Here is a 21,475-nt window from a genome sequence, read left to right on the forward strand (position 1 = left end):
CGGCCCCGGAACAAAGGTCTACATCGGAACTTTACGGCTGGATGAACATGTGCGGCAGGGGGGCAAATGGCCTCGACGATGTCCCTCTGGACAGCGACGACAGGCACCCCTCACGCACCAATCCAACATATCGTGGCTGCGGTGAAATGGCGCTGAAAGGTAAAGACTCCATCGAGTTTGCTGCGGAGGAAAACTATCCTACATCGAATGAGGTGCATCTTGCAGAGCCAGAAGAAGATCCGCCGGCCGGCGCAGTGGCTGCGGCGCTGTATCTGGAGAGTGAGCGGCACAATGACCTCATCCATATAGCCTGTTCCGAACGAGGCGCTGACGAGATCGCCCAAGCGTTAACGCGTTTCCTGCCTCGGACGGACATCCTGCTCTTCCCGCCGTGGGATTGCCTGCCTTATGACAGGGTGTGGCCTACCCGCGAGACCATGGGCCAACGGCTCGCGGTCCTGAACGCGATTGCCGATCCGCCCGGACGCCCGCGCATAACGGTTACCTCAGTAGAAGCAGCCGTGCAGCGCGTGCCACCGCGACATGTAATATCGCCTGCGTTCACGACGCTTGAGCTAGGAAAAACCCTTGATCTGAAGGCTTTCCAAGAATCGCTTCAGAGGTTTGGTTATTTCCTCGACGATCGCGTGGACGAGCCTGGAGAGTTCGCCTTGCGAGGGAGCATCATCGACATTTTTCCTGCGGGCGACAGCCTGCCATTGCGTATTGTCCTGGACCCTCGACAGTCGATTGCGGAACTGAAGACCTATGATCCCGTCAGCCAACTAAGCGAGCAATCCCTCACCCGTGCACTGATTGGCCCTGCGTCCGAACTCATCTTGGGCGCCGGCGATGATGTTGAAGCAGGGGACGTGCGCCCCGTTCCCATTGAGGAACGTCTCGTCTCAATCTATGGCGAGATGCCGACGCTTTTCGATACTGCACCCGGGGCGACAGTCTCCCTTCAAAGCGGCGTGGACTTTCTGCCGCTCAATCGCACCCTGCAGATCATCGAGGATGCCCGACTTGCCAAGCAGGAGACATCCAAGGCTGCAAAACCGTGCGCCGAGAAATTCTATCTGTCTCGCGAAGGCTGGATTGAGGCGCTCCGGGGGCGCAAATGCGTGCGCGTTACAGCGCGCGGTGGGCGAGTTCCAAGGTTCTTCAGGGGCGCACGCCCCGGCTACGAATTCACCGAGTTCGTGAAAACACAGCAAAGCTCCGGCGCTACCGTCCTCATCACCGGCCAAACCGCGGAACTGGAACGGGCAGGCCGACTGCTGGAACGGAAATTCACAACACGGGCTGCCAGGGTAACGGATTGGACGCAAGTTTTGGCAGCGCCGACTGGCTGTCTTCTAGAGGCTGAATTCGATCTCGACGAGGGGTTCGTCGCGCCCCAGTCAAACATCGTCGTCATTGCCACTGCGGACATATTCGGTTCGGTGTCGAAAACGGTTGCGGGACCCGATCCCGGCATGCTCGAAGCCGAGTTACAAATTGGCGACGCCGTGGTGCACGAAGGGCATGGCCTGGGGAAGCTCGCGGCGATCGAACGGACAGATTTGGCCGGTCAAGGACAGGACGTCGTGCGGCTGGAATACCGGGATGGGGCATCCTTGCTCGTGCCGGTCGACGAATTCGGCCGGATCTGGCGCTACGGATCAGAGCCGGATTCCGTGCGCATGGACCGTCTGGACGGCGATGACTGGTCGAAGCGACAACAATCTGTGATGCGCGAAATAAAGAAGCTGGCCAAACGGCTCGTGGCGCGCGCTCGGGCCAGGTCGGAGCAGCCGGCAGAGATCATCAAACCGAAGCGAGCCGACCTTGCGCGCTTCAGTGCGCGCTTTCCGCATCGCGAGACCCGTGACCAAACCAAAGCAATTGCGGCCGTCCTCCAAGATCTTTCATCGGGGAAAGCCATGAATCGTCTCATTTGCGGCGACGTCGGCTTCGGCAAAACCGAGGTGGCTTTGCGCGCTTGCGCGGCGGCCGCTCTATGCGGCATGCAGGTCGCCGTGGTTGCCCCCACGACCGTGCTGGCCCGTCAGCACTTCGAGACTTTTCGCGGTCGTTTCGCGGAAATGGGCATTCAGGTTGCTCACCTGTCACGGGTTGTAGGAGCCGCCGAAGCGGCAAAGGTCAAGGAGGGATTGCGAAGTGGAGCCATCCGGATCGTGGTAGGCACGCAGGCGATTCTGTCCAAGAGCGTTGCCATCGCCAATCTCGGGCTTTTGGTGATCGACGAAGAGCATCGTTTTGGCGTGAAGATGAAGCAGGCCCTGCGCGATCTGGCGCCCGGCATCCATACGTTGACGATGAGCGCCACACCCATACCCCGGACGCTGCAAAGCGCACTTTCAGGGGTGCAAGATGTCAGCACGCTAAGAACCCCACCGGCCAAACGGCGCCCCATTCGCACATTGCTGGCGCCCTTCGATGCCACATCCGTACGCAGCGCTGTCCTGCGAGAATATCGTCGCGGTGGGCAGACTTTCTTTGTCGTTCCGCGCATCCAAGACATCGAGCCAATCGCCGAGAAACTGAACCGGTTGGTCCCCACACTCTCAGTGAAAACAGCCCATGGCGAAATGAATGGGAGTGAACTCGACGACATCGTCGTCAGCTTTGCAGCCGGCGAGGGCGACGTTTTGGTCAGCACCGACATAATCGAAAGCGGTCTCGATGTGCCGAGGGCCAATACGATCATCATCTGGCGGCCAGACCGGTTCGGCCTCGCACAGCTGCACCAGCTGCGTGGCCGTGTCGGGAGAGGGAGGACGCAGGGCATTGCGTTTCTGTTGACAGAGCCGGGCCGTGACCTACCCGAAGGTACGAAAGCCCGTCTAGCCACGCTCGTAGCGCTGGATCGCCTTGGATCGGGTCTGGCGATCAGCCAAAGGGACCTCGATTTGCGCGGTGCCGGTGATCTCTTCGGTGAGGAGCAGGCGGGTCATGTGAAGCTGATTGGCGCGGCTCTCTACGAACAGATGCTCAAGCGAGCGCTCGCCATTGCCGGGGGTAGACCGGATCCCGACAAACAGATCGCTGAGATAAGCATAAATAGCAAAGGGTCGTTCCCGAACGATTATGTGCCTGACGCCAGCGTCCGGCTGAGTTTGTACGCAAGGCTTAGCCGAATCCGGTCACAGGCGGACCTCGATGCGTTCCGCGATGAATTGGAGGACCGCTTTGGCGCCATACCTGGAGAGGTGAAAATCCTGGTGGACCTTGCCGGCTTGCGAATATGCGCTGCGGAACTGGGTGTGAGCAAAATAGACGTCGGGCCCGAAGCAATCGCGGTTGCCTTTCGGGCAAAGGCAGCAGCGGCGTTATGGCGCGATCGTAAAGTGCCGCGAGGGTGCCAGCTCCGTAGCGGCCGGTTGATCTGCAAACGATCCCTGTTGCCCATGAGTTCACAAACACAAGCCATTCGCGTCATGCTCGATATGCTGCACCAATCCGTCGCCTAGTTTTCCGACTGGAGATCGGCGATCTGGATGCAGCTTCTGGAGGGAAATATTTCGTTCGCCTGGGGGAACATCGCACCTTACCGCTGCTAGGCTGGAAGTTCTGGCAGTGATCATCTTTGTTGGCGTTGTTGCTTTTTCCGTGTCGACACGGCGCAACATATGCTGGTGCTTGGGAAGTTGGACCGAATCCAGGGGGAGTTGGACCGCCTGACACGGGACCAGAGGCCCGGCCGGAAGTTCGACAGCTAGGTCCTGGATCACGATAAAGCCGCAGGTCGCCTTCGGCCCCGAGCGTCTCTCGATTGGCGACATCCCTGCATTGGTACCGCGCTTTCCGAAGAAAACTATCGGGCTCAGGGAACATGAGGCCGGCATGGAGGTTCGGTCTACATGGAGGAAATAGCACCATGAACAGTGTCATCTATCTAATCGGCCTGGTCGTCGTCGTGCTCGCGATCCTCTCATTCTTTGGCTTTCATTAGGAGCGGCCATGCAGCGCGAAGGCGAACAAGGGCAGGGTTCTGAAGCCGCCGGCAGCGAAGTTGCCGGCAGGCTGGAGCAGGAGACACAGGCTGCGAGGGAGGCGTTCGATGACGCCCGTGACGACCTCACTGCCAAGGCCGGCGATTACGTGTCCGAAGCTGGACAGGCGTTGCTGGAAAAGGCGAAAGGCGCGCAGCATGACATCAGCTCCAATCTGAAGGCAGTTGGCGGAGCATTGCGAGCGGCAAGCGAGCATCTGGCGAACGCCGACCAGAAAATTGCTTCCAAATTCGCGCTTGATGCTTCTGACGGGGTGGAGCGCCTATCTTCTTCCCTGAAGGACAAGCCCTTCCGAGACGTGCTGAATGATGTTCGATCCTTCGGCCGGGAAAACTCAGCGGCTCTTATTGCCGGATCCCTGCTGGCCGGTTTGGCCTTAGGACGATTTTTGAAGAGTTCTCCCCCCGCCGGGTCAGCCGAACATGTTTCGCCCGGCGGCGGATCTTCTCCCCTATCTCGTGGCGATACCGATGGTGAGACTGGCGAGGACGGACAGCCTGCCGCTTTCAGAGGTGACTGGATGGATGAGAGACTGGAGGATCCCCAATGAGCAATGTCGGGGACGACCGAGGCACCGGGGACAGCCGCAGTCTTGCAACCCTGGTCAGTGATCTCGCGCAACAGGTCGCTACGCTTCTTCAGACCGAAGGCCGGCTTTTGCGGGCAGAGTTGAGTGAGAAGGCCAGCCAGGCCGGAATGGGCGCAGTCGAGGTGCTTGGTGGCGCGATTTGTCTCCTGGCTGCCTTGGTTGTTCTTCTTCAAGCGCTGGTAATCGCATTGGCGAGTGCCGGCCTCGGCGCGGGATGGTCATCGCTGCTGGTGGGCGTGGTCGTGGCCGTCATTGGCGTTGTGCTTCTCAGGACGGGCATGGCGAGCATGAACCCTTCGGAGTTGACTCCCGACCGTACTCAAGACCAGCTCAAGCGCGACGCGCGCGTGATCAAGGAACAGGTAAGATGAGCGACAAATCCGCCGCCGAACTCGAACGTGACGCCGATATTGCACGAGCCAAATTGACGGATACAGCGGATTCAATCCGCAGCAAGATGACCCCTGGCCAGTTGATGGATGAGTTCACCGGGCTGTTCGCCGGAGGCGATCTTTCGTCAATGATGGACAATCTACGGACCCAAGTTCGAGACAACCCCTTGCCGCTCACCATGGTCGGTGCGGGACTGGCGTGGCTCATGCTTGGCAAAGGCACATCGCCCGACAGCTACCGTGGCCCGAATTCACCCGTTGCTTACGGCGTCCGCGGTGGTGATAACGCTCGTTCAGATGGGCGGGGCGGCTCGCAAGGTGACGCGAATGGCGAAACCGGTGCTGGCCCCGGTGCCAGTCTCTCGAGTGCGGCGGAGTCAATAACCGCCGCCGCTTCAAGCGCTACGGAGAGTGTGGTCAATGTCGCTGCCGACGCCAAGAGCGCGCTGTCGGCCGCAACGGAACGCCTTGGATCGGGTGCCGGGCAGGCCGGCCGCTCCGCCCAGGATGTTCTCCAGGGCGAGCCGCTGGCTGTTGCCGCCATGGGCCTGCTGGTTGGAACGGTGATCGGTGCAATGCTGCCGCACACGCAAACAGAAGATGAAAACCTCGGCGCCCTGAGCGAAGACCTGCGCGACAGCGCCCAGAAAGTTTTCGAGCGCGGAGTTGAGCAGGTCAAGGACGTTGCGTCGCAAGCTTATGATGCGGCCAATCAGGAAGCTGATCGGCAGGGCTTGAGCGGAGAGGGTGCCGAAACCCTGGTCGGCAAAGTCGACCAGGTGGTGCGAACGACGCTCAGCAAGACGGATGAAGCTGTTCGGGAACGGCTTGCCGGGGCCGGCGAGAGTTCTGAACCGGCCTAGCTAAAGGCGGCAAGGTTGTAAAACGTCGATTGGGCTCCCGCGTTGAAGCGAACGTCTTTGCTTCAACTCAAGTCCGATCGGCCTTCCGGAATTTCACGGTCTCCTCCTTTGTATCCACAGACGCTGTGTAGCCCGCGCTCAGCCAGGCCCCAGCTTCCGCATTGTCGTTCGACCACCAAAGCGGCTCACGCGCAGACTGGGGCAACGGGGCAAGCTCATTCAGCTGCGCGAACGTAACAACCACCTCATCGGCGTCCATGGTCTTCAAGAATTCGTGCCATGCATCATACTTCGGCATCGTCAGGTCCTCCAGGCCGATAGAGCCGCTCTGGACCGAGGGCGGCGCTGATACCGGGTCGGCTCTAATGATTGGCTCCAGGTCATTAGGAAAGTTTGGCGCGTCAACCGGCACATCAGGGTGCTTCGGTGCGAGCGCCGGCAGCAGTTCAGCCACCTCCATAAGAAGATCTTTCACCAGACCGTTCATGGGAAAGCCCTGCGTTTACCGCGACCGAACTTGGTTCTTCATTGCTTGTTCCATGCAGTGCAGCATTTGTGGCACCCTCCACACGCCTCATGCTTCGATGGGCCTTTGTGTCCGTGCAAATGCAAACAGGGCGCCATCCGCTGTGCCGGCGACGAACCCTAGTCCACCATCTCCCAAATCGACTTCACGTGCGGTGAGCTGTCGCACTCTGAGTAAGGACAAAGGCCACGCCGTCCCAATGACGGAACGGCCGCTCGCCATCAACGATCAGTTGCATTCCGTACTGTGTTGCCAGGCGACCGACTTCCTCGCGATCCAGAAGGTGGGATCCACGATAAGAGTAGTTCAGCAACACCAGCCAGCCCGGCCTTTTCAGCACTCGCGCGGTTTCGCTGAAATGTTGCTCGGCCACGTGCGCAAGAACAAGGTAGGGGAAACTGTCCACGGCCAGCACGCCGTCGAAACTAGCGTCCGCAAATCCCGCAAGATCAAGGCCGGACGTATTTCTGAATTCGACATTGGCAAGTCCCTTGCATCGGCTCGCGGCGATCGAAAGCATTTCTTGAGATATGTCTATGCCGATCAGACGCCCGCAGGCCTTTGCGAGAGCGCTTTCAAAACGGCCGATTCCGCAACCGATGTCCAGGATCTCGCGGTCAGCTCCCGTGAACCCTTGCCGATCTAGCCACTCGGCGATCTCTTGTGTCGCCGCCGAGAGGCGCTCCTCATCGCCCAGACTGGAGAGCTGGACGCTGGCTGCCGCGGACACCGCCGCGGCTGCATCGAACCCGGCCGCCAGCCGCATGACGACACCGGCATCCGTTTCTGTCTCGTCGCGTTCATGGCGCACTGCCAAACCGGTTTCCCGCAAGGTGGCAAACATCTCCGGCCGCCGGCGCAGCAGCCGAGCAATCTCCAGCAGCTTGTGCCCACGCCGCGAATCGATCGGTTCGATGTCCAGGACCATCTCCGCCAATCGCGCCGCGCTGAAACCGGCTGGGAAGCAAAGCGCCATGCGGGCGATCGCTGCTTCAGCGCCGCCCCCACCATCGACGCAGTCTTCCAAGGTAAATTCGTCCGGCTTGTGCGGCAGCATGGCCCTGAGCTCTCACGCTTGGTTCCGAGTAAAGACGCTGCGCATCGTCCATCTATCGGTCGCTCCCCAGGTGTACTTGTAGGCCTCCCGGCCTCGCAGGAAGTCAAACTCTCGAGCTTCTTCTCGAATCGACTGTGCGATGGCGTGCCCGATGAGGATGGCGCCCGGGCTCTCACGGTCGTATGCCGGGTCAAACCCGCCAAGATATGCGTATGAGCGACCGCGATGGTGAAATCCGTAGTATGCGCCGACCGTGTGGCCATCAATCGTGAGCAGCCAGCAACGCGCGAGCCCGCGTGCCTCAAGCAAAGGTAGCGCGCGACGATGAAACGCCTGGACGGACCCGTCAGCCAGCACGCCATTCCCGTTTCCTGCCCAGCGCGCGCAGTGCAGTCGGATGAGCTGGTCGAGGAAGGCGTCTGTATCGCCGCGGGCCGAAACCACCTCGAGCCGACCGCGCCTGGAAGCGGCTTGACAGGCTCGTCGCAACTGTCGTCTGCGTCGTGCAGGAACGCAGCCGGAAAGCGTGTCGTCGCCAATGGTTACAAGCACTGGACAGGCAGCGTGCTTGACAGTCTGGCCGATACCAAGCCTGCAATCAGCTATCGACAACGCCGCACCCCCGGCCGGCAGATCGGGCAAGATCCATTGAGACCATTCGATCGAGAGCAGACGCTCCGCCATGACCTCGGCGACTGCCGCTTCCATTCCAGGCAGGCATAACAGGTCGAGGTAGTCGCTGAGCGAAATCCCTACCGGTAGAAGCTTGAGACCAGCCATCCCGCGCTCGACATAAAATGGCGCCAGACCTACCAATTCGGTGCTTCGCCAGACTGCGACTGTCGCCAGTTCTCCCGGGGCGAATGTATGCCACCACGGCAACAGCCAAGCCGGACTTTGAAAAGGCGTCGCCGAGGAGCTGTGTTCCCATAGACTCCACCAGTGCGGAGCAAGGGCGGCGAATCGCGTGACATCGCTAATGATCTCGCTGCGAAGCAAAGTCCCGTTCATTGCATCGCGGGACGCTGCTCTGAGCCAAGCCGGGCCAAGGCGCGATAGGCGTCCATGTATGATGAAATCATCCGTTCCAACGGAAACCGCCGGCGGGCTTCGGAGCGGCATGTCTCTGCGTCGAGACTGGATGAGGCGACGATCGCCTTGGCCATCTCCTCGACATCGTCGACCAGAAAACCGGTCCTGCCGTGCTCTATCACATCCGGCAAGGCACCTTGTCGAAACGCGACCACCGGAGTGCCGCAGGCGAGTGCTTCCATCGCGACAAGCGAACTTGTCTCGGCGGCAAGGCTGGGAATGACAAGACAGCGGGCTGCGTTCAGAAACCGCCGCTTGGCTGAGAAGCCGAGCGGACCGAGGAACCGGCGGCTCCCGCCGAGAAGCGGTTCGACGTCTTCGTGGAAATACCGCAAGTGGGTTTCGTAAGGGTAGACCCGGCCGCCGATGGCGAGCGGCACCCCCGCCATCGCTGCTGCCTGCAGCGCCAGATGGACCCCCTTTTCCGGACAAATCCGGCTGAGGACGAGCGCGAAGTTCCGTCGCGCGCGGCTCTGCGACAAAGCTTCGGTGTCGACGCCGTTCTGGATCGGCTCGATGAAGCTGGCGCCTTGCGGTGCGGTCTTCTGCTGGGCACTTGACACCGTGTGCAGCCAAAGGTCACGGCGTGTTGGACGCAGGGCTTCGGCAGGATACCAAGCGAGCGGCAAATGGAGGGTGACCAATGTTGGGCCGTCATCCGGCAGATAGGCGGAGAAGTCCACGCCGTGCAGGTGGACCACATCGATCCGCCAGCGTTTCCGGCAAGTCGCGATCGCTTCTCGCAGGCACATCTGCGCACGCGTTTTCGCTGCTTCGTCGAGCACGCCACGCTCGGCGGGTACTTCCACGAGAATTCCGCTTGCACGGGATCCTTGGCAGCCGATGACGATGGACCGGTGACCTGCGCGCGCGAGCGCCTGGTCAAGCAGTGACAATATCTGCTCGGCGCCGCCAACGGCATCCGGCCCGACAGGAGCCAGCGGATAAGCAACGTTGAGGACGGTGAGCGTCACGGCAGCTACCTCGGCTTGGCCATCACGCCGTCGAGATCCGCGGCGCCGCACGGGAAGCAACGGGCATCTCAGGCGCGTAGCGGCGTACCATGTTGGCGCAAAACGCTGCGAATTCCTCCGGCACCAAAGGTGGGCTGGTGTGATGCGGCATCATTCCACGGTGCTCGGGCGTGAAGCAGAAGGTGACCGTAACGTCGAAGTCGACCAGCGCCTCCATCTGCCGGTCGAACCAATCCACCGCGTTGGGCCGGAAGCTGTCTGCCCACGAGAGTCCGGTGCGCAAATTGGTGACGCCGAGCCGCTTCATCCAAGCAACTGCATCGTCGAGGCGAGGGTCCTCAAAATGGAACCACTGAACCAGACCCATTTGCGGTGTGTGACGCAAGAACTCCTCCAGGGCAGGTTTTGGTGTCCCATCCTGGCGAAGCAGCCCCATGTGGAAGTGACGGTAATATGATGATCCTTCCGCCTCCCGATGGCGTGTGGTTGCCTCCCATTCACGCGGCAGATCATAGAGGCTGTACCACTGGATGCGTGGCGCATTGCCGACCAGCAGTTCGGCAGTGCGGCGCAGCCCCCAGACCTGGACTTCCTCGGCGCCGAAAGTCGACACCCCGACTTCGCTGACCCAGACAGGAAGGTCCGTGACCGCGGCGACCTCGCCGATCTTCTGGGGCCATTCCTGAATCTGCCACAGGTTCCAGTCGAGCGGAAATCCATGGACCGCCACGGCGTCGACATGATCCAGGACGCCGAGCTCCTTCATACGGACGATGAAACCGGCGTCGATCGGCGAGATTCCGCCAAGAACCTTGGTTAGGGAAGGGTTCTCGGATGCAATGGCATCGGCCGACAGTTTTGCCATGGCGGCGAAGCGGCTCCAGTCTGGATCAAGCTCGGGATCCCAATGTGATTTGTTGTTTGGCTCGTTCCATATCATCGCGGCTTCAATCATCGCGCCGTCCTTTCGAAGGGTAGACGGCGCAGCCGTCTGACCCTGCGCCGGCAACGCGGCAAAGATACACTTCCTGCTCGGGGTGCAGGACGATCTCGAAACCGGCGCTGCGCAGCATCGCTTCGGTGCAGGCACGGTTGGGAATCCACCAGTTGGTCGGGTCATCGGCATAGCGATGCTCGATGAAATGCAGTTTCGGAAATTCCGGCTGGTCGAACAAATCGCGCGTCCAGAAATGATAGTCCTGCTCCAATGCAGGCAGGTCGGCGCTGCCTCGCTGCATGGATTGGAAGATCATGAGATCTCCCGCCACATGTTCGCGGATCAAGTCGAGGGCGAGCAAGGGATGACGCAGATGATAGAGAACGCCCATGAACAGCACGATGTCAAAAGTCTCGCGCAAGGCGCCGACGTCATAGACCGAAAGTGTCTGAAAATCGATGTCGCAGTCCGCAACCTCGGCTGCAAAGCGCGCCTGGGCGAGATAGCTCTCATCGAAATCGATGCCCAGCACCCGGGCGGCGCCGCGCCGTTTCATTTCGATGGAGTAAAAGCCGGCGTTGCAGCCAATGTCGAGCACGGATTTGCCGGAAAGGTCGGCCGGAACGGCATCGGCGAACTTGCGCCATTTGATCAGGGGGTAATTGCCGAGGAAGTGATTGGGGGCGGTTTCAACCCCTGCCAAATCCATGTTGTGAAACCAGGGGCCAAGGGCATCGATCTGACGGCGGATTTCGGCATTCGTATGCAGCATGACTAGGCTCCTTCCCCGGGAACAATAGGTACGTGAACGTGCGACGAAGACACGACCACGGCCGATAGAGACGCGTCGGTGGACTTACGATCGTCCAGCAACTGCAGCGCCGTTCGATAGCCGTTCAAGGTGCCGACATCGACATAGGCGGCGCCCGCTTTGACCCCATAAGCTTCGCCACCGTCCGACAGGAATGCGTTGATCAGCGTGCCGATATATTCGTCGCTGCGATTTCGCTGGCGCCATAGCGCTTCTAACTGGTGAAGAATGCGGCCCGGCATCTTGAACGCTCCCCAAACCCAGTTGGTGCCGGCTCCCTGTTGCTTGACCTGAATTTCCACCACCCGGCCGTCGGGGTCGAGCAGCACGGCGTCGAAGAATTCAGGGCGCTCTACCGGGAAGAGCAGAAAAGACAAACGGTCGTCCGCCATGTGGCAAAAACCGTCCTCGGGAAACCAGATCGTATCGGGAAGGCCGACCAGCACCATCTCATCCGGGGGTACGAGCGGTGCTGCCCGGAATATTGCGTCGCAGAGTCCGACAGGCGTCGGTTGCACAACGAAGATGGCGGCCGCCGAGCCATATCCGGCCGCGTAGTATTCAAGGATGTCGGACTTGCCCGGACCGATTATGAAGCACAGCTTGTCGACGCCAGCGAGCACCATTCGCCGCACCAGGTATTCGCTTACCGCGCAAGGCCGTTCCGTTTCTCCATCACGCCGGCTGCCTACCGGCAGGAGCTCTTTGGAAAAGCCCAGGGGTTGTATGCGGCTGCCGCGTCCCGCCGCAGGCACGATGCCCAACATCAGACAGCCTCCATCCGTCGGCCGGCCGGATTTCGCGTCGCATCAGCCAAGATGCGGTTGAGTTCCGCAGCTCGCCTCGTGGAGGTGTGTTCGGCCAGGACACGCTGGCGTGCACGGCTCCCGATAGCGCTGAGTTCGCTTTCACGCATTCGCAAGGCTGCGACCACGTCATCGGTGGTGTGAGCCAGAATGACCTCGCGGCCCGGCTCGAAGAAACTGTCGATGCCTGGCCAGTCGTCAGTGACGATCGTCGCCCCACAGGCAGCTGCCTCGAACAGCCGGCCGGAGGGGCACCACCCCTTTCGCGCCATGGCTTCGCGCGTAACGTTGAGCGTCAGGCGCGACGATGAGAAGAAGGCGGGATGGTCTGCCGGCGGAACATGCCGGACGAAAAAGATGTTTTCGCTCCAAGGGAAGTTCTGCGGGTATTGCGCCCCGCCGATGACGAAGCGGTGGTCCGGCAGGCGTGCGGCGGGCCGCACCAGGAGCTTCTCGACGCCGAGTTGACGATCCGGCGCGTAAGTTCCCAAATACGACAGATCGCCGGCGAATTCGGTCCTTGTCGCTGCCGGTCGATGTCGTTCTGGATCAACATGTCCAAACAGGGGCACAACATGGCGCGCCCCAAGCACCGTCTTGAGCGCATCGATCGCCGACCCGCCGGTGTAGCTCAGCACGAGGTCGAAATCGGCAAGACCCTCGGGACCGAAATAAGGTGGACGTTCCCCTTGTTCGATACAGGCGAGCGTGATCGGTGTGTCCAGATCATAGAAAACCCGCAGGCCCGGGCACGCTTGCTGCGCAAGACGCGACGCTTCGATTGCATCGGGGCAATAGGATGTGACGACAACGACATCCGCTTGCTTCATTTCCCGCTCCGCAACGCGGCGAATGTCCTCCCAGTCCGGATAGATAACGACCTTGCCTCCGTCGAGGTGGCTGAGATCGCGAGTCCCGGCATAATAGGGCGTATCATGCTCGAAGAAGGTGGTAGACCAACCCATTCCGGCCATGGCGCGGATCAAGCCGCGCCAAAGCGTGGCATGTCCATTTCCCCAGGACGAGGTCACCGTGAGGCCGAAAATCAGCATCTGCATCCGGTAAGGTCCTCGTCAGGCGATTTCGTTCATTCTGATCAGCTTTGAGCCCCAGTCGCCCGAGACGATCGTGGTGATCGACGCTGGATCGATATCGAAGCGGAAACACTCGCCCGCTGCGAGGCCAAGAACGTGGCAGACGGCAGCCTTGATGACGTCGGCATGGCTGACCAGCGCCACACGTCTATTCGGATGAAACTCGCGCACGGTGGTCATGAGGGAAACGATACGCTCCTGGACGCTGAGCATTGTTTCGCCGCTGGGTGTGCTTGCGACCTGGCGTTCCTCATTCCACGCGCGCCAAGCGGCGTCACCGTTGAGTTCCTCGAACGTTTTTCCCGACCACGGGCCGAAGTCGATTTCATCCAGCTCGGGGCGAATTGCGATCTCCTCGATCCCGCAGGCTATTGCGACAGGCAGCGCCGTCTCCTGGGTGCGCTCGCGCGGGCTGCAGAAAATGGCGGTGATTCCCTCGCGCGCCATGCGTTCCCCAAGTTGGGCGGCTTGCGATTTACCGGCTTCGCCAAGGCAAACACCGGGCAAGCGTCCAGCGAGATAGCAGCCGACATTGTCGTGCGCAGCGTGGCGGATCAGGGAGAAGATCGTCGTCATTCCGCCGCGTCGAGCATGGGCTCGTCCTTGCCTGCGATGAACGCCAAGGTTCGCAGGCGCGCTTCGGCGTCCGTGAATTGCTCGGGCGGCGACTTCATGAAGTAGCTGCAAGGGCCGGTCAAAGCTCCGGCAATGCCGCGGTCGAGGGCCAGCTTGGCGCAGCGCACCGCATCGATGACCACGCCCGCGGAGTTGGGTGAGTCCCATACCTCCAGCTTGAGTTCTGCGTTGAGCGGCACGCCGCCGAAGGTGGTGCCTTCGAGGCGAATGTAGGCCCATTTGCGATCCGTCAGCCAAGGGACGTGGTCGCTCGGTCCGACATGGATGTCTCCCGGGTCCAGCGGGACGTCGATCTGGCTGGTCACGGATTGGGTCTTGGAGATCTTTTTCGATTCCAGTCGCTCACGCTCAAGCATATTCAGGAAATCGGTGTTGCCGCCGAAATTCAGCTGATAGGTGCGGTCGATGCGTACGCCGCGCTCGCGGAACAGGTTGGCGAGCAGGCGATGGACGATGGTGGCACCGACCTGGCTCTTGATGTCGTCACCGACCAGCGGCAGGCCTCTTTGCTCGAAGCGTTGGCGCCATTCCGGGCGCGACGCGATAAAAACGGGAATGCAGTTGACGAAGGCGCAGCCCGCCTCCAGCGCACAGGCAGCGTAAAAGTGAGTAGCCTGCTCCGACCCGACGGGGAGGTAAGAAACCAGGACATCGGCACCGCTCGCCCGCAGAATGTCGGTGACGTCGGCGACCGGTTCGGGCGCTTCGTCGATCTCGTCACGCAGATATTTGCCGATCCCATCGAGGGTTGGACCGCGCTCGACGCGCACCCCGGTCATTGCCACATCAGCAAAGCGGAAAGTGTTGTTCGGCCGACAAAAGACAGCTTCGGCCACGTCGCATCCGACCTTGCCCTGGGCGACATCGAATGCGCAGACGACCTCGATGTCGTCGACGTGATAGCCGCCCAGGTCGGCATGCATCAGACCGGGAATGGGCTCGTTGCCCTTGGCGTCGCGATAAAACGACAGGCCCTGCACAAGGGAGGATGCGCAGTTGCCGATTCCGATAATGCCGATACGAACTTTCTTCGATCCCACGAACCGCCACCTGTCTCGTTCAATGTAAGTTCCACGCGCCGAACCGGCAGCTTTCAGGAATGTTCCTTGGCGCATGAAAAAATGAGGACGGTGGTGGATCGAAACCACCCAATTCCTCGTTGCTCATCGCCGCCACAGGAAATCGAGGATGATCGTCTACGGCGACCACAAGCGTATGGACGATGCTCGACATCTCCGCACCAGGGTCAGCGACGTTGCAGAAAGCCTCGGTGATCTGGCCAGCGGGATAACGCGCCATGCGGAACTGGTGGGGCTGTTTATCGCCGTGTCGGAACTGGTGCAGGCCATGGCCGATCGCGAGTTTCAATCGACCGGCCTTGACGCCGATTCCCCGCCACGACAGCAGGGCGCTCGTCTGCTACTCGGTCTGGCGTCTGAAGTTGTCAGTTCCTGGCAGAGCGGCTTCGCGACGAGTGGTCCTCTAGATCTTGGCTTGCGTCGGATGCTAGCCGAACTCGACTGTCAAGGGCGGTTTCGACCGGGGCGGCCGAGGGTTATGCACACTATGCACTTTATCCCGAGAGCTACCTTGTCGCGGCGCGCGACTCCGGTCTTGGCCCGAACACATGCGTCATCGGCATCCGCAGCATCGGCCTGGGGCTGGCAGCCATCGTGGCCGCTGCGATCGGAGCGCCGGCGCCGCTCAGCGTGCGTCCGGTCGGCCATCCCTTTCAACGCCAAATCAGGGCTGATCCCGATGTGATTGCGCCTTGGCGGCATGATCCATCGGCCTCTTTCGCCATCGTCGATGAGGGGCCGGGGCTGTCGGGAAGTTCGGTGAATGCAGTTGTGCGATGGCTGCGGGAGATGGGCATTGCAATTGAACAGATACACCTATTTCCGAGCCACTCGGGTGAACCGGGCAGGGAAGCCTCGAGGGAAATTCGGCGGACCTGGTCGTACTGCCGCAAACATGTCGCGGCCAGTTTCGAGCGCACCTTTGCGATCGGTCCGCATATGCCGGCGCTGCGCGATTGGGTAGCCGAGGCGGTTGGCAATTCGGAAGTGATCGTCACCGACATCTCGGGCGGCACCTGGCGCGATCTGCATTATGCAAACGAGGCAGAATGGCCTGCAAGTTGGCGCGCACGGGAGGCTCAAAAATTCTTGGCTGTGGCAGGCGAGGCTCGCTGGCTGGTCAAATTTGCCGGCCTAGGCGCAACCGGACAACGCAAGTCAAGCACGGCTGTGATGTTGCACAAGGCGGGGTTCGGGCCGGAGGTGGTCGGGCTCTGCCATGGCTTTCTGATCGAACGATGGATCGACGGCACCACTTTGGACGGGGCACCGATTTCGAACCGGGATCTTGTCGTCGAATTGGGACGCTATCTGGCGTGGCGCGCGATCCATCTGCATACGAGCGAAGAAGGAGCATCCCTCTCGGCCCTTGCCGACATGGCGACGCACAATGCAGCCGAAGCTCTGGGCAGCGTGCGCGCTGCCGAGTTGCGGGAATGGTTTTCTCAACAGACTCCCCCGAAGCATGCGCGTCGTGTCGAGATTGACGGCAGGCTTCATCCCTGGGAATTCATCGTTTGCGCAGACAGGAAGCTGGTGAAGACAGATGCGGTCGATCATTGCGTCGCCCATGATCTGATCGGTTGCCAACCCGTCGAGTGGGATGTTGCGGCGGTGCGCTTCGAGCATGCATTGTCAGCGAGCGAAAGCGACACCCTTGCCGGCTACATCGAAGAGCAACTGCGGACCACGTTTCAACGCGGCATCGATGTCGAGCTGATCGACTATCTGCAACCGTGCTACTTGGCATTCCAACTGGGCTTCTGGTCGCTGGCTGCACAATCCGAGCATGGCGGTGAGAAAGCGAGGACGCAAAAAGCGGCGAAGCGTTATCGGGAAGGGCTCGTACGATTTCTGGACGATCTGAGAAGAAGGTCTCGAGCATAGGCACCCGCCGGTTCGCCTCAACCGAGGCGCCGCAGCATTTCTGCTTGTTCCTCAAGTATGACCGCGACTTCTTCGGTCTTAAGATGGGTCAGCATCAGGCTGATGCAACATTCGAGATAAGTGACCGACGCGCGCTTCAGATAGGCGGCAGTGGCACGCGTGGCCATGACGTCGATCTCTCTTGCTGCTTCTTTGCGGTGCACGGGTGCAATCTCCGGTCGGCTTTCTGCCAAACCTCGGGCGCGGCCATATGTTCCCGTAGACGCGACCGGCCGGGGCTGGCGAGGCCTATCCCCGATCGGAGGTCATCGGCGCGGCGCGACCCTTGGCAGGCGGGAAGGTTCCGTAGCCTATTTGCAGAGTATTCTCATTTGTGGCCATGGGCTTCGTTCTGGCGTTGGCCTGGTTGTTGTCGGGTTCGGCAAAGTAGCTGATGGTGCGCCTCAATCCCTGACTGAGCGGCACCTTCGGCCTCCACCCAAGCAGGGCCTTCGCGCGCGTGATATCGGGTCTCCTGCGGCGAGGGTCGTCCTGAGGCAGGGGAAGAAATTTCAAGTTCGACTTCGTGCCGGTCATCTCTTTGACCATTGCAGCCAAGCGCGTGATTGTGAATTCGTCGGGATTGCCGAGATTGATCGGCGCGCCGGGATTTGGTTCAACCTCCATCAGGCGGACCAATCCGTCGATCAGATCGGAGACGTAGCAGAAAGACCGGGTCTGCTCGCCATCGCCAAAAATCGTCATGGGGCGCCTCTCGAGGGCCTGCATGACGAGGTTGGAGACGATACGGCCATCCGCCGGGTCCATTCTTGGGCCGTAGGTATTGAAAATACGTGCGACGCGAACGTCCCCAGCGCCAGCCCTTAAATAGTCGAAGCAAAGTGTTTCGGCGGTACGCTTGCCTTCGTCGTAGCACGCCCGGGGGCCGGTGCAGTTCACATGGCCGACATAGTCTTCTGTTTGCGGATGGCGTTCGGGGTCGCCATACACTTCACTGGTTGAGGCCTGCAGGAACCGTGCCTTGTTGTGGGACGCAAGTTCGAGCAGGTTCAACGTTCCGACCACGCAGGTCCTAGTGGTGTGGATGGGATCGGCCTGGTAGCGCGGCGGTGAGGCTGCACATGCCAGATTGAAGACACGATCGAGCGGCCGTGCGATTTCCAATGGCTGACAGACGTCGTGCTCGATCAGTCTGAACCCTGGCATGTCCATGATCGGGTGAATGTTTTCCATGCGGCCCGTCAGGAAATTGTCGACGCAGATGACATGCCAGCCGCGGCCGAGCAAAGTTTCGCAAAGATGCGAACCGAGGAATCCTGCGCCACCGGCGACAAGCACCGTCTTTGGCTCTTCTCTCGTTGATTTCATCTCGTCTTCTCCTGTCTGTCACTTATGCCGCGCTTCCGACGACGAGGCCGGGATCTGCCGCCCTTGAGCGCTCCAGCGACGCAACGAACTGCTGGGCTCTGGCGGCACCAGTGTGTGCTTGCAAAACGCGCGCCCGGGCTTGGCGGGCAGTTGCGAGCCTGGTGCGTTCGCTCACCTCGGCCAGGATCTCGATCACATCGTCGGGCTTGGCCGCGGTGTGGATCGTCGATGCCGGGAAGAAGCTGTCGAGACCCGGCCAGCGATCGCTGATGATCGCCGTTCCGCACGCCGCGGCCTCGAAAAGGCGCACGCTGGGTGACCATCCCGCGGCGATCATGGATCTGCGCGTGACGTTCAGCGTATATCGTTGCTGGCTATAAAAGGCCGCATGGTCGGCGGGTGGCAGATGCTCGATGCGCTCGACATTGTCGGGCCACGAAATGTCGGAGGGAAATTGCGACCCGGCGACGACGAAGTGCCTGTCCGGCATGCGAAGCGCCGGCTGCAAGAGGAGTGCGTCCAGCGTTTCCTGCCGGTCGGCGCTGTAGGTTCCCAGATAGCCAAGGTCCCAGCGGATAGGGTCGTCGGTCTGGTGATGGCGTTCGGGGTCAACCGAGCAATAGAGCGGTTCGGCACACCGCGCCCCGAACTCAGTGACGAGCCGATCGAGGATGGGACCTCCGGCAAAGGAAAATAGACGTCGAAATACGGGATCTGACGCCAGCTCAGATAGTCGCAATCATCCGCGGAAAGCTTTGCCAGTGTCACCGGCGTATCGATGTCGTAGAAGCAGAACCGACCCTTGCAGATCGAGGCAACGACGTCGATGACGGTACGCCCTTCGGGGACAAATGAACCGACAACAACCACGTCAGCCTCTTCCAGACATCGAGCGTGATCGCGCTGCAATTCATGCGTCGATTGATAATAGCGCAGGGTGCAGAAGTCTGGGTCGCGCAGATCGCGGTGATTGGCATACCAGGGAACGTCGCGCTCGATGAAGGTCACGTTGTGGCCGAGTTCATGCAGGCCCTTCAGCAAGCCTCGAAACGTTGTGGCATGGCCATTTCCCCAGGATGAAGAGAGTGACAGCCCCAGAAAAACGATTTCGAGCCGGTCAGTCATTCGGCTGCCTCCACGGCGTCAAGACCCATATGCCGCCTGAAAACTGAATCGGCCACGGCAGCCCTCATGTCGTAAGTGTGTTCACCGAGCACGCGACGCAAAGCGGCGGCGCCGATCGTCTGCGCGCGGCTTGGCGTGAGGGTGCGCATGATCTCGGCGACATCGGCGCCGTCGCGCGCAACCAGTATTTCGTGGTCAGGCTTCAGGAAGAATTCGACTCCAGGCCACGCATCAGTGATAAGGCAGGCTCCAGCACCAGCGGCTTCGAAGATCCGCGTGGCTGGCGAGAAGCCGTTGGCGGCCATACTGTCGCGGCTGATGTTGAGCACGGCTTTCGGGGTGGCGTTGAAAGCATTGTGGTCGCGGGTGCCGACATGGCCTAGCCAGATGGTATTGGCCGGAAGCGGCTTGTCATCCCAGCCCGATCCGCCGAGCAGAAAACGTTGCCTTGGCAGCCGGGCGGCGGGATCGAGGAAGAAGGCCTCTACGCGTGCCTCGCGATCGGGTAGCCGGTTCCCCAAAAACGCAAGATCGCAGGCAAACCGCCTGTCGCCATCGACGGGGTGGTGAGTTTCGGGATCGAGTGCGTTGTAGATCGGCACACATTCGGCCGCGCCCATCGCCCGGTATGCCCAGACCACTGGATCACCACCGCCATAGGTCAAGACGAGGTCGATCTCCGCCAATGCCTGGTGCAGCGGATGGTCCGGCTCGTCGCGCAACTGAGCCAGAGTGGCTGGCGCGTCCACGTCCCAGAACACAACAAGCGCATCGGCGCGCGCACGGTCGAGCACCGCGCGCAACAGCGCCTCATCCTCGAAACCGACGCCACTCGCTTTGACGACTATGTCTGCCTCGGCGGCGCGCGCCGCCACTTGCAGCAGAGCTTGTCGGTTAGCTTCATAGACGACAACGCTGCACCAGTCGGGAACCTCGATGTCCCGGTTTTTCTGCCGATCATAAACGTCGGGCTCATAAAAGGTGATGTCGTAACCGCGCTTGGAAAGGGCCTTGAGCAGGCCACGGTAGTAAGTCGCGGCGCCGTTCCAGTATGAAGAAAGGAGGCTAGACCCGTAAAAGGCGATTTTCATGCGGCGGTCTCCTCGGCGGTTGTCGATGCCAGGGCGTGTTGGTTCCCGCATTCGCCGAGCACGCCGAACAGTTCGTCGACGCGGTGTCGGCAGGTGTGTCGTGAGCGGATCGTCTCATGGCCTGCCGCGGCGATGGAGGCGGCGAAATCAGTGTCGCCAAGCAAGGCGCGCAGATGGCGTTGCATCTGGGAGCCATTGTTCGCCAGCAAGTAGTCGACGCCGGGCCTGAACAGTCCCTCGACATCGGACCAAGGTGCTGAAACCAGTGGAATGCCGCAGGCGAGAGCTTCGAACATGCGGATAGTGGGAATGCCCGGCAGTGCCTCCCGGTAAGGACGCCTGGGAATGTGCATTGTGACACGGTGCGCCGCGAAGGTTTTCGGAACGTCGGCGTTGGCGATCCAGCCTTCGTAATGCAGGCCGGCGGCAGCCATGTCTGCGAGCGCGGTTGCGGGATAGCGCACCCCGTGAACGGAACCCCGGATGTGAAGCCGATTGACCGGTTCTATAAGAAATTCCTTTATTTCGGCAGTGCGTTCATCATCGCCCCAGTTCCCGATCCAGACCAAATCGGACGTTGGTTCGATCTCCGGATGCGGCTTGAACAGGCGCTGGTCGGCGGCCTCGTGCCAGGTGAAGACGCGCCGACCCCAGCCAGAGCGCAAATAGCTTTCGCGTAACGCTTCGCCAAAGGCCAGGACACCGTCATAATGCTCGAGCCGCAGCGCGGAGATGGCCTCGGCATGCGACACGGCGCGGTGATGCGTATCGTGAAAAAGAGCGGTGAAACAGCCGCCGGCCGCCCTGGCGCGCCCGATGCGGGCGACAAGAGACGGCTCCGTCCATTCATGAACGATGACGACATCGGCATCCGTGACCCAGGCTTCGTGGTCGAAACCGGCGTCATATGCAACCCACTCAAGCTCCGGGAAATCTTTCGCGAAGCGTTCGATCGCGGATGTCCCTTCATCCGCCACAAGGTTGGCGCGGCTCCAGCCGTCCGCTGGTTCGAGAGCAATTGCCTCGTGCCCGCGTGCAACGAGCTCCCGCATGATACCCCGCAGAAAGTGTGCGTTGCCGTGGTTCCAGTCGGAAACGATCGAGTGCGTGTAGAACAGAAAGCGCATGG

At 60.8% G+C, this 21,475-nt stretch carries 20 protein-coding genes and 1 pseudogene; 5 read left to right on the forward strand and 16 right to left on the reverse strand.

Going from position 1 to position 21,475, the window contains the following annotated elements:
• Window positions 1-146 precede the first annotated feature (146 nt).
• From EJ077_RS08110 to EJ077_RS08125, 4 genes are all read left to right on the forward strand, one after another.
• Complete coding sequence (locus EJ077_RS08110) at window positions 147-3,476, forward strand: DEAD/DEAH box helicase (protein ID WP_208701027.1); 3,330 nt, start codon at window positions 147-149, stop codon at window positions 3,474-3,476.
• Between the two features lie 490 nt (window positions 3,477-3,966).
• Window positions 3,967-4,569 (forward strand): hypothetical protein, encoded by a 603-nt coding sequence (locus tag EJ077_RS08115; RefSeq protein WP_208701029.1) that lies wholly within the window; start codon window positions 3,967-3,969, stop codon window positions 4,567-4,569.
• Window positions 4,566-4,979, forward strand: a complete 414-nt coding sequence (locus EJ077_RS08120) for a phage holin family protein (protein WP_208701031.1) — start codon at window positions 4,566-4,568, stop codon at window positions 4,977-4,979. The genes EJ077_RS08115 and EJ077_RS08120 overlap by 4 nt, the downstream gene beginning before the upstream one ends.
• Window positions 4,976-5,863, forward strand: coding sequence for a hypothetical protein (locus tag EJ077_RS08125; protein WP_208701033.1), 888 nt, complete (start codon window positions 4,976-4,978; stop codon window positions 5,861-5,863). The genes EJ077_RS08120 and EJ077_RS08125 overlap by 4 nt, the downstream gene beginning before the upstream one ends.
• Window positions 5,864-5,930: 67 nt before the next feature.
• Here the strand turns inward: EJ077_RS08125 and EJ077_RS08130 are convergent, their stop codons facing one another.
• From EJ077_RS08130 to EJ077_RS31945, 11 genes are all read right to left on the reverse strand, one after another.
• Window positions 5,931-6,350: a DUF7662 domain-containing protein gene (locus EJ077_RS08130; protein WP_208701035.1), complete on the reverse strand. Its 420-nt coding sequence runs from the start codon at window positions 6,348-6,350 to the stop codon at window positions 5,931-5,933.
• Between the two features lie 184 nt (window positions 6,351-6,534).
• The gene (locus EJ077_RS08135; RefSeq protein ID WP_208701037.1) at window positions 6,535-7,446 is read right to left on the reverse strand and encodes a class I SAM-dependent methyltransferase; all 912 of its coding nucleotides are present in this window, start codon (window positions 7,444-7,446) and stop codon (window positions 6,535-6,537) included.
• A 12-nt stretch (window positions 7,447-7,458) separates the two neighbouring features.
• Complete coding sequence (locus EJ077_RS08140; RefSeq protein WP_245458674.1) at window positions 7,459-8,226, reverse strand: GNAT family N-acetyltransferase; 768 nt, start codon at window positions 8,224-8,226, stop codon at window positions 7,459-7,461.
• A 227-nt stretch (window positions 8,227-8,453) separates the two neighbouring features.
• A complete protein-coding gene (locus tag EJ077_RS08145; protein WP_208701041.1) occupies window positions 8,454-9,512 on the reverse strand; it encodes a glycosyltransferase in 1,059 nt (352 codons plus the stop codon).
• A gap of 22 nt (window positions 9,513-9,534) precedes the next feature.
• Window positions 9,535-10,467, reverse strand: a complete 933-nt coding sequence (locus EJ077_RS08150) for a beta-xylosidase (protein ID WP_208701044.1) — start codon at window positions 10,465-10,467, stop codon at window positions 9,535-9,537.
• Entirely contained in the window at window positions 10,460-11,221 is a 762-nt protein-coding gene (locus tag EJ077_RS08155; RefSeq protein ID WP_208701045.1) for a TIGR04290 family methyltransferase, read from the reverse strand. The genes EJ077_RS08150 and EJ077_RS08155 overlap by 8 nt, the downstream gene beginning before the upstream one ends.
• A gap of 2 nt (window positions 11,222-11,223) precedes the next feature.
• Window positions 11,224-12,027, reverse strand: coding sequence for a sugar phosphate nucleotidyltransferase (locus EJ077_RS08160; protein WP_208701047.1), 804 nt, complete (start codon window positions 12,025-12,027; stop codon window positions 11,224-11,226).
• Complete coding sequence (locus EJ077_RS08165; RefSeq protein WP_208701049.1) at window positions 12,027-13,124, reverse strand: CgeB family protein; 1,098 nt, start codon at window positions 13,122-13,124, stop codon at window positions 12,027-12,029. Before EJ077_RS08165 ends, EJ077_RS08160 begins: the two co-directional genes overlap by 1 nt.
• Window positions 13,125-13,139: 15 nt before the next feature.
• Window positions 13,140-13,736, reverse strand: coding sequence for a histidine phosphatase family protein (locus tag EJ077_RS08170; protein WP_208701051.1), 597 nt, complete (start codon window positions 13,734-13,736; stop codon window positions 13,140-13,142).
• A complete protein-coding gene (locus EJ077_RS08175) occupies window positions 13,733-14,836 on the reverse strand; it encodes an inositol-3-phosphate synthase (protein ID WP_208701053.1) in 1,104 nt (367 codons plus the stop codon). Before EJ077_RS08175 ends, EJ077_RS08170 begins: the two co-directional genes overlap by 4 nt.
• Window positions 14,837-14,855: 19 nt before the next feature.
• Window positions 14,856-15,164, reverse strand: a complete 309-nt coding sequence (locus tag EJ077_RS31945; protein ID WP_245458675.1) for a hypothetical protein — start codon at window positions 15,162-15,164, stop codon at window positions 14,856-14,858.
• A gap of 305 nt (window positions 15,165-15,469) precedes the next feature.
• Between EJ077_RS31945 and EJ077_RS08180 the strand changes: the two genes are divergently transcribed.
• Complete coding sequence (locus tag EJ077_RS08180) at window positions 15,470-16,762, forward strand: hypothetical protein (RefSeq protein ID WP_245458676.1); 1,293 nt, start codon at window positions 15,470-15,472, stop codon at window positions 16,760-16,762.
• A 17-nt stretch (window positions 16,763-16,779) separates the two neighbouring features.
• Here the strand turns inward: EJ077_RS08180 and EJ077_RS08185 are convergent, their stop codons facing one another.
• The 5 genes and pseudogenes from EJ077_RS08185 to EJ077_RS08205 all read right to left on the reverse strand — a co-directional run bounded on the left by EJ077_RS08185 (window position 16,780) and on the right by EJ077_RS08205 (window position 21,473).
• Window positions 16,780-16,965: a hypothetical protein gene (locus EJ077_RS08185; protein ID WP_208703200.1), complete on the reverse strand. Its 186-nt coding sequence runs from the start codon at window positions 16,963-16,965 to the stop codon at window positions 16,780-16,782.
• Between the two features lie 85 nt (window positions 16,966-17,050).
• Entirely contained in the window at window positions 17,051-18,130 is a 1,080-nt protein-coding gene (locus EJ077_RS08190) for a UDP-glucuronic acid decarboxylase family protein (RefSeq protein WP_208701055.1), read from the reverse strand.
• Window positions 18,131-18,152: 22 nt separating this feature from the next.
• Window positions 18,153-19,255, reverse strand: a pseudogene (locus EJ077_RS08195) (glycosyltransferase).
• The gene (locus EJ077_RS08200; protein ID WP_208701057.1) at window positions 19,252-20,346 is read right to left on the reverse strand and encodes a CgeB family protein; all 1,095 of its coding nucleotides are present in this window, start codon (window positions 20,344-20,346) and stop codon (window positions 19,252-19,254) included. The pseudogene EJ077_RS08195 and the gene EJ077_RS08200 overlap by 4 nt, the downstream one beginning before the upstream one ends.
• Window positions 20,343-21,473 (reverse strand): CgeB family protein, encoded by a 1,131-nt coding sequence (locus tag EJ077_RS08205; protein WP_208701058.1) that lies wholly within the window; start codon window positions 21,471-21,473, stop codon window positions 20,343-20,345. The genes EJ077_RS08200 and EJ077_RS08205 overlap by 4 nt, the downstream gene beginning before the upstream one ends.
• Window positions 21,474-21,475: the final 2 nt, after the last annotated feature.

Origin of the sequence: Mesorhizobium sp. M8A.F.Ca.ET.057.01.1.1 (assembly GCF_003952565.1) — a bacterium.
Classification (GTDB): Bacteria; Pseudomonadota; Alphaproteobacteria; order Rhizobiales; family Rhizobiaceae; genus Mesorhizobium.

What these genes read in the sequence shown, in the direction of transcription:
- EJ077_RS08110 (WP_208701027.1), top strand. Translation starts at nt 147, where the DNA reads ATGGCGCTGAAAGGTAAAGACTCCATCGAGTTTGCTGCGGAGGAAAAC.
- EJ077_RS08115 (WP_208701029.1), top strand. Translation starts at nt 3,967, where the DNA reads ATGCAGCGCGAAGGCGAACAAGGGCAGGGTTCTGAAGCCGCCGGCAGC.
- EJ077_RS08120 (WP_208701031.1), top strand. Translation starts at nt 4,566, where the DNA reads ATGAGCAATGTCGGGGACGACCGAGGCACCGGGGACAGCCGCAGTCTT.
- EJ077_RS08125 (WP_208701033.1), top strand. Translation starts at nt 4,976, where the DNA reads ATGAGCGACAAATCCGCCGCCGAACTCGAACGTGACGCCGATATTGCA.
- EJ077_RS08130 (WP_208701035.1), bottom strand. Translation starts at nt 6,350, where the DNA reads ATGAACGGTCTGGTGAAAGATCTTCTTATGGAGGTGGCTGAACTGCTG.
- EJ077_RS08135 (WP_208701037.1), bottom strand. Translation starts at nt 7,446, where the DNA reads ATGCTGCCGCACAAGCCGGACGAATTTACCTTGGAAGACTGCGTCGAT.
- EJ077_RS08140 (WP_245458674.1), bottom strand. Translation starts at nt 8,226, where the DNA reads ATGGCTGGTCTCAAGCTTCTACCGGTAGGGATTTCGCTCAGCGACTAC.
- EJ077_RS08150 (WP_208701044.1), bottom strand. Translation starts at nt 10,467, where the DNA reads ATGATTGAAGCCGCGATGATATGGAACGAGCCAAACAACAAATCACAT.
- EJ077_RS08155 (WP_208701045.1), bottom strand. Translation starts at nt 11,221, where the DNA reads ATGCTGCATACGAATGCCGAAATCCGCCGTCAGATCGATGCCCTTGGC.
- EJ077_RS08160 (WP_208701047.1), bottom strand. Translation starts at nt 12,027, where the DNA reads ATGTTGGGCATCGTGCCTGCGGCGGGACGCGGCAGCCGCATACAACCC.
- EJ077_RS08165 (WP_208701049.1), bottom strand. Translation starts at nt 13,124, where the DNA reads ATGCAGATGCTGATTTTCGGCCTCACGGTGACCTCGTCCTGGGGAAAT.
- EJ077_RS08170 (WP_208701051.1), bottom strand. Translation starts at nt 13,736, where the DNA reads ATGACGACGATCTTCTCCCTGATCCGCCACGCTGCGCACGACAATGTC.
- EJ077_RS08190 (WP_208701055.1), bottom strand. Translation starts at nt 18,130, where the DNA reads ATGAAATCAACGAGAGAAGAGCCAAAGACGGTGCTTGTCGCCGGTGGC.
- EJ077_RS08200 (WP_208701057.1), bottom strand. Translation starts at nt 20,346, where the DNA reads ATGAAAATCGCCTTTTACGGGTCTAGCCTCCTTTCTTCATACTGGAAC.
- EJ077_RS08205 (WP_208701058.1), bottom strand. Translation starts at nt 21,473, where the DNA reads ATGCGCTTTCTGTTCTACACGCACTCGATCGTTTCCGACTGGAACCAC.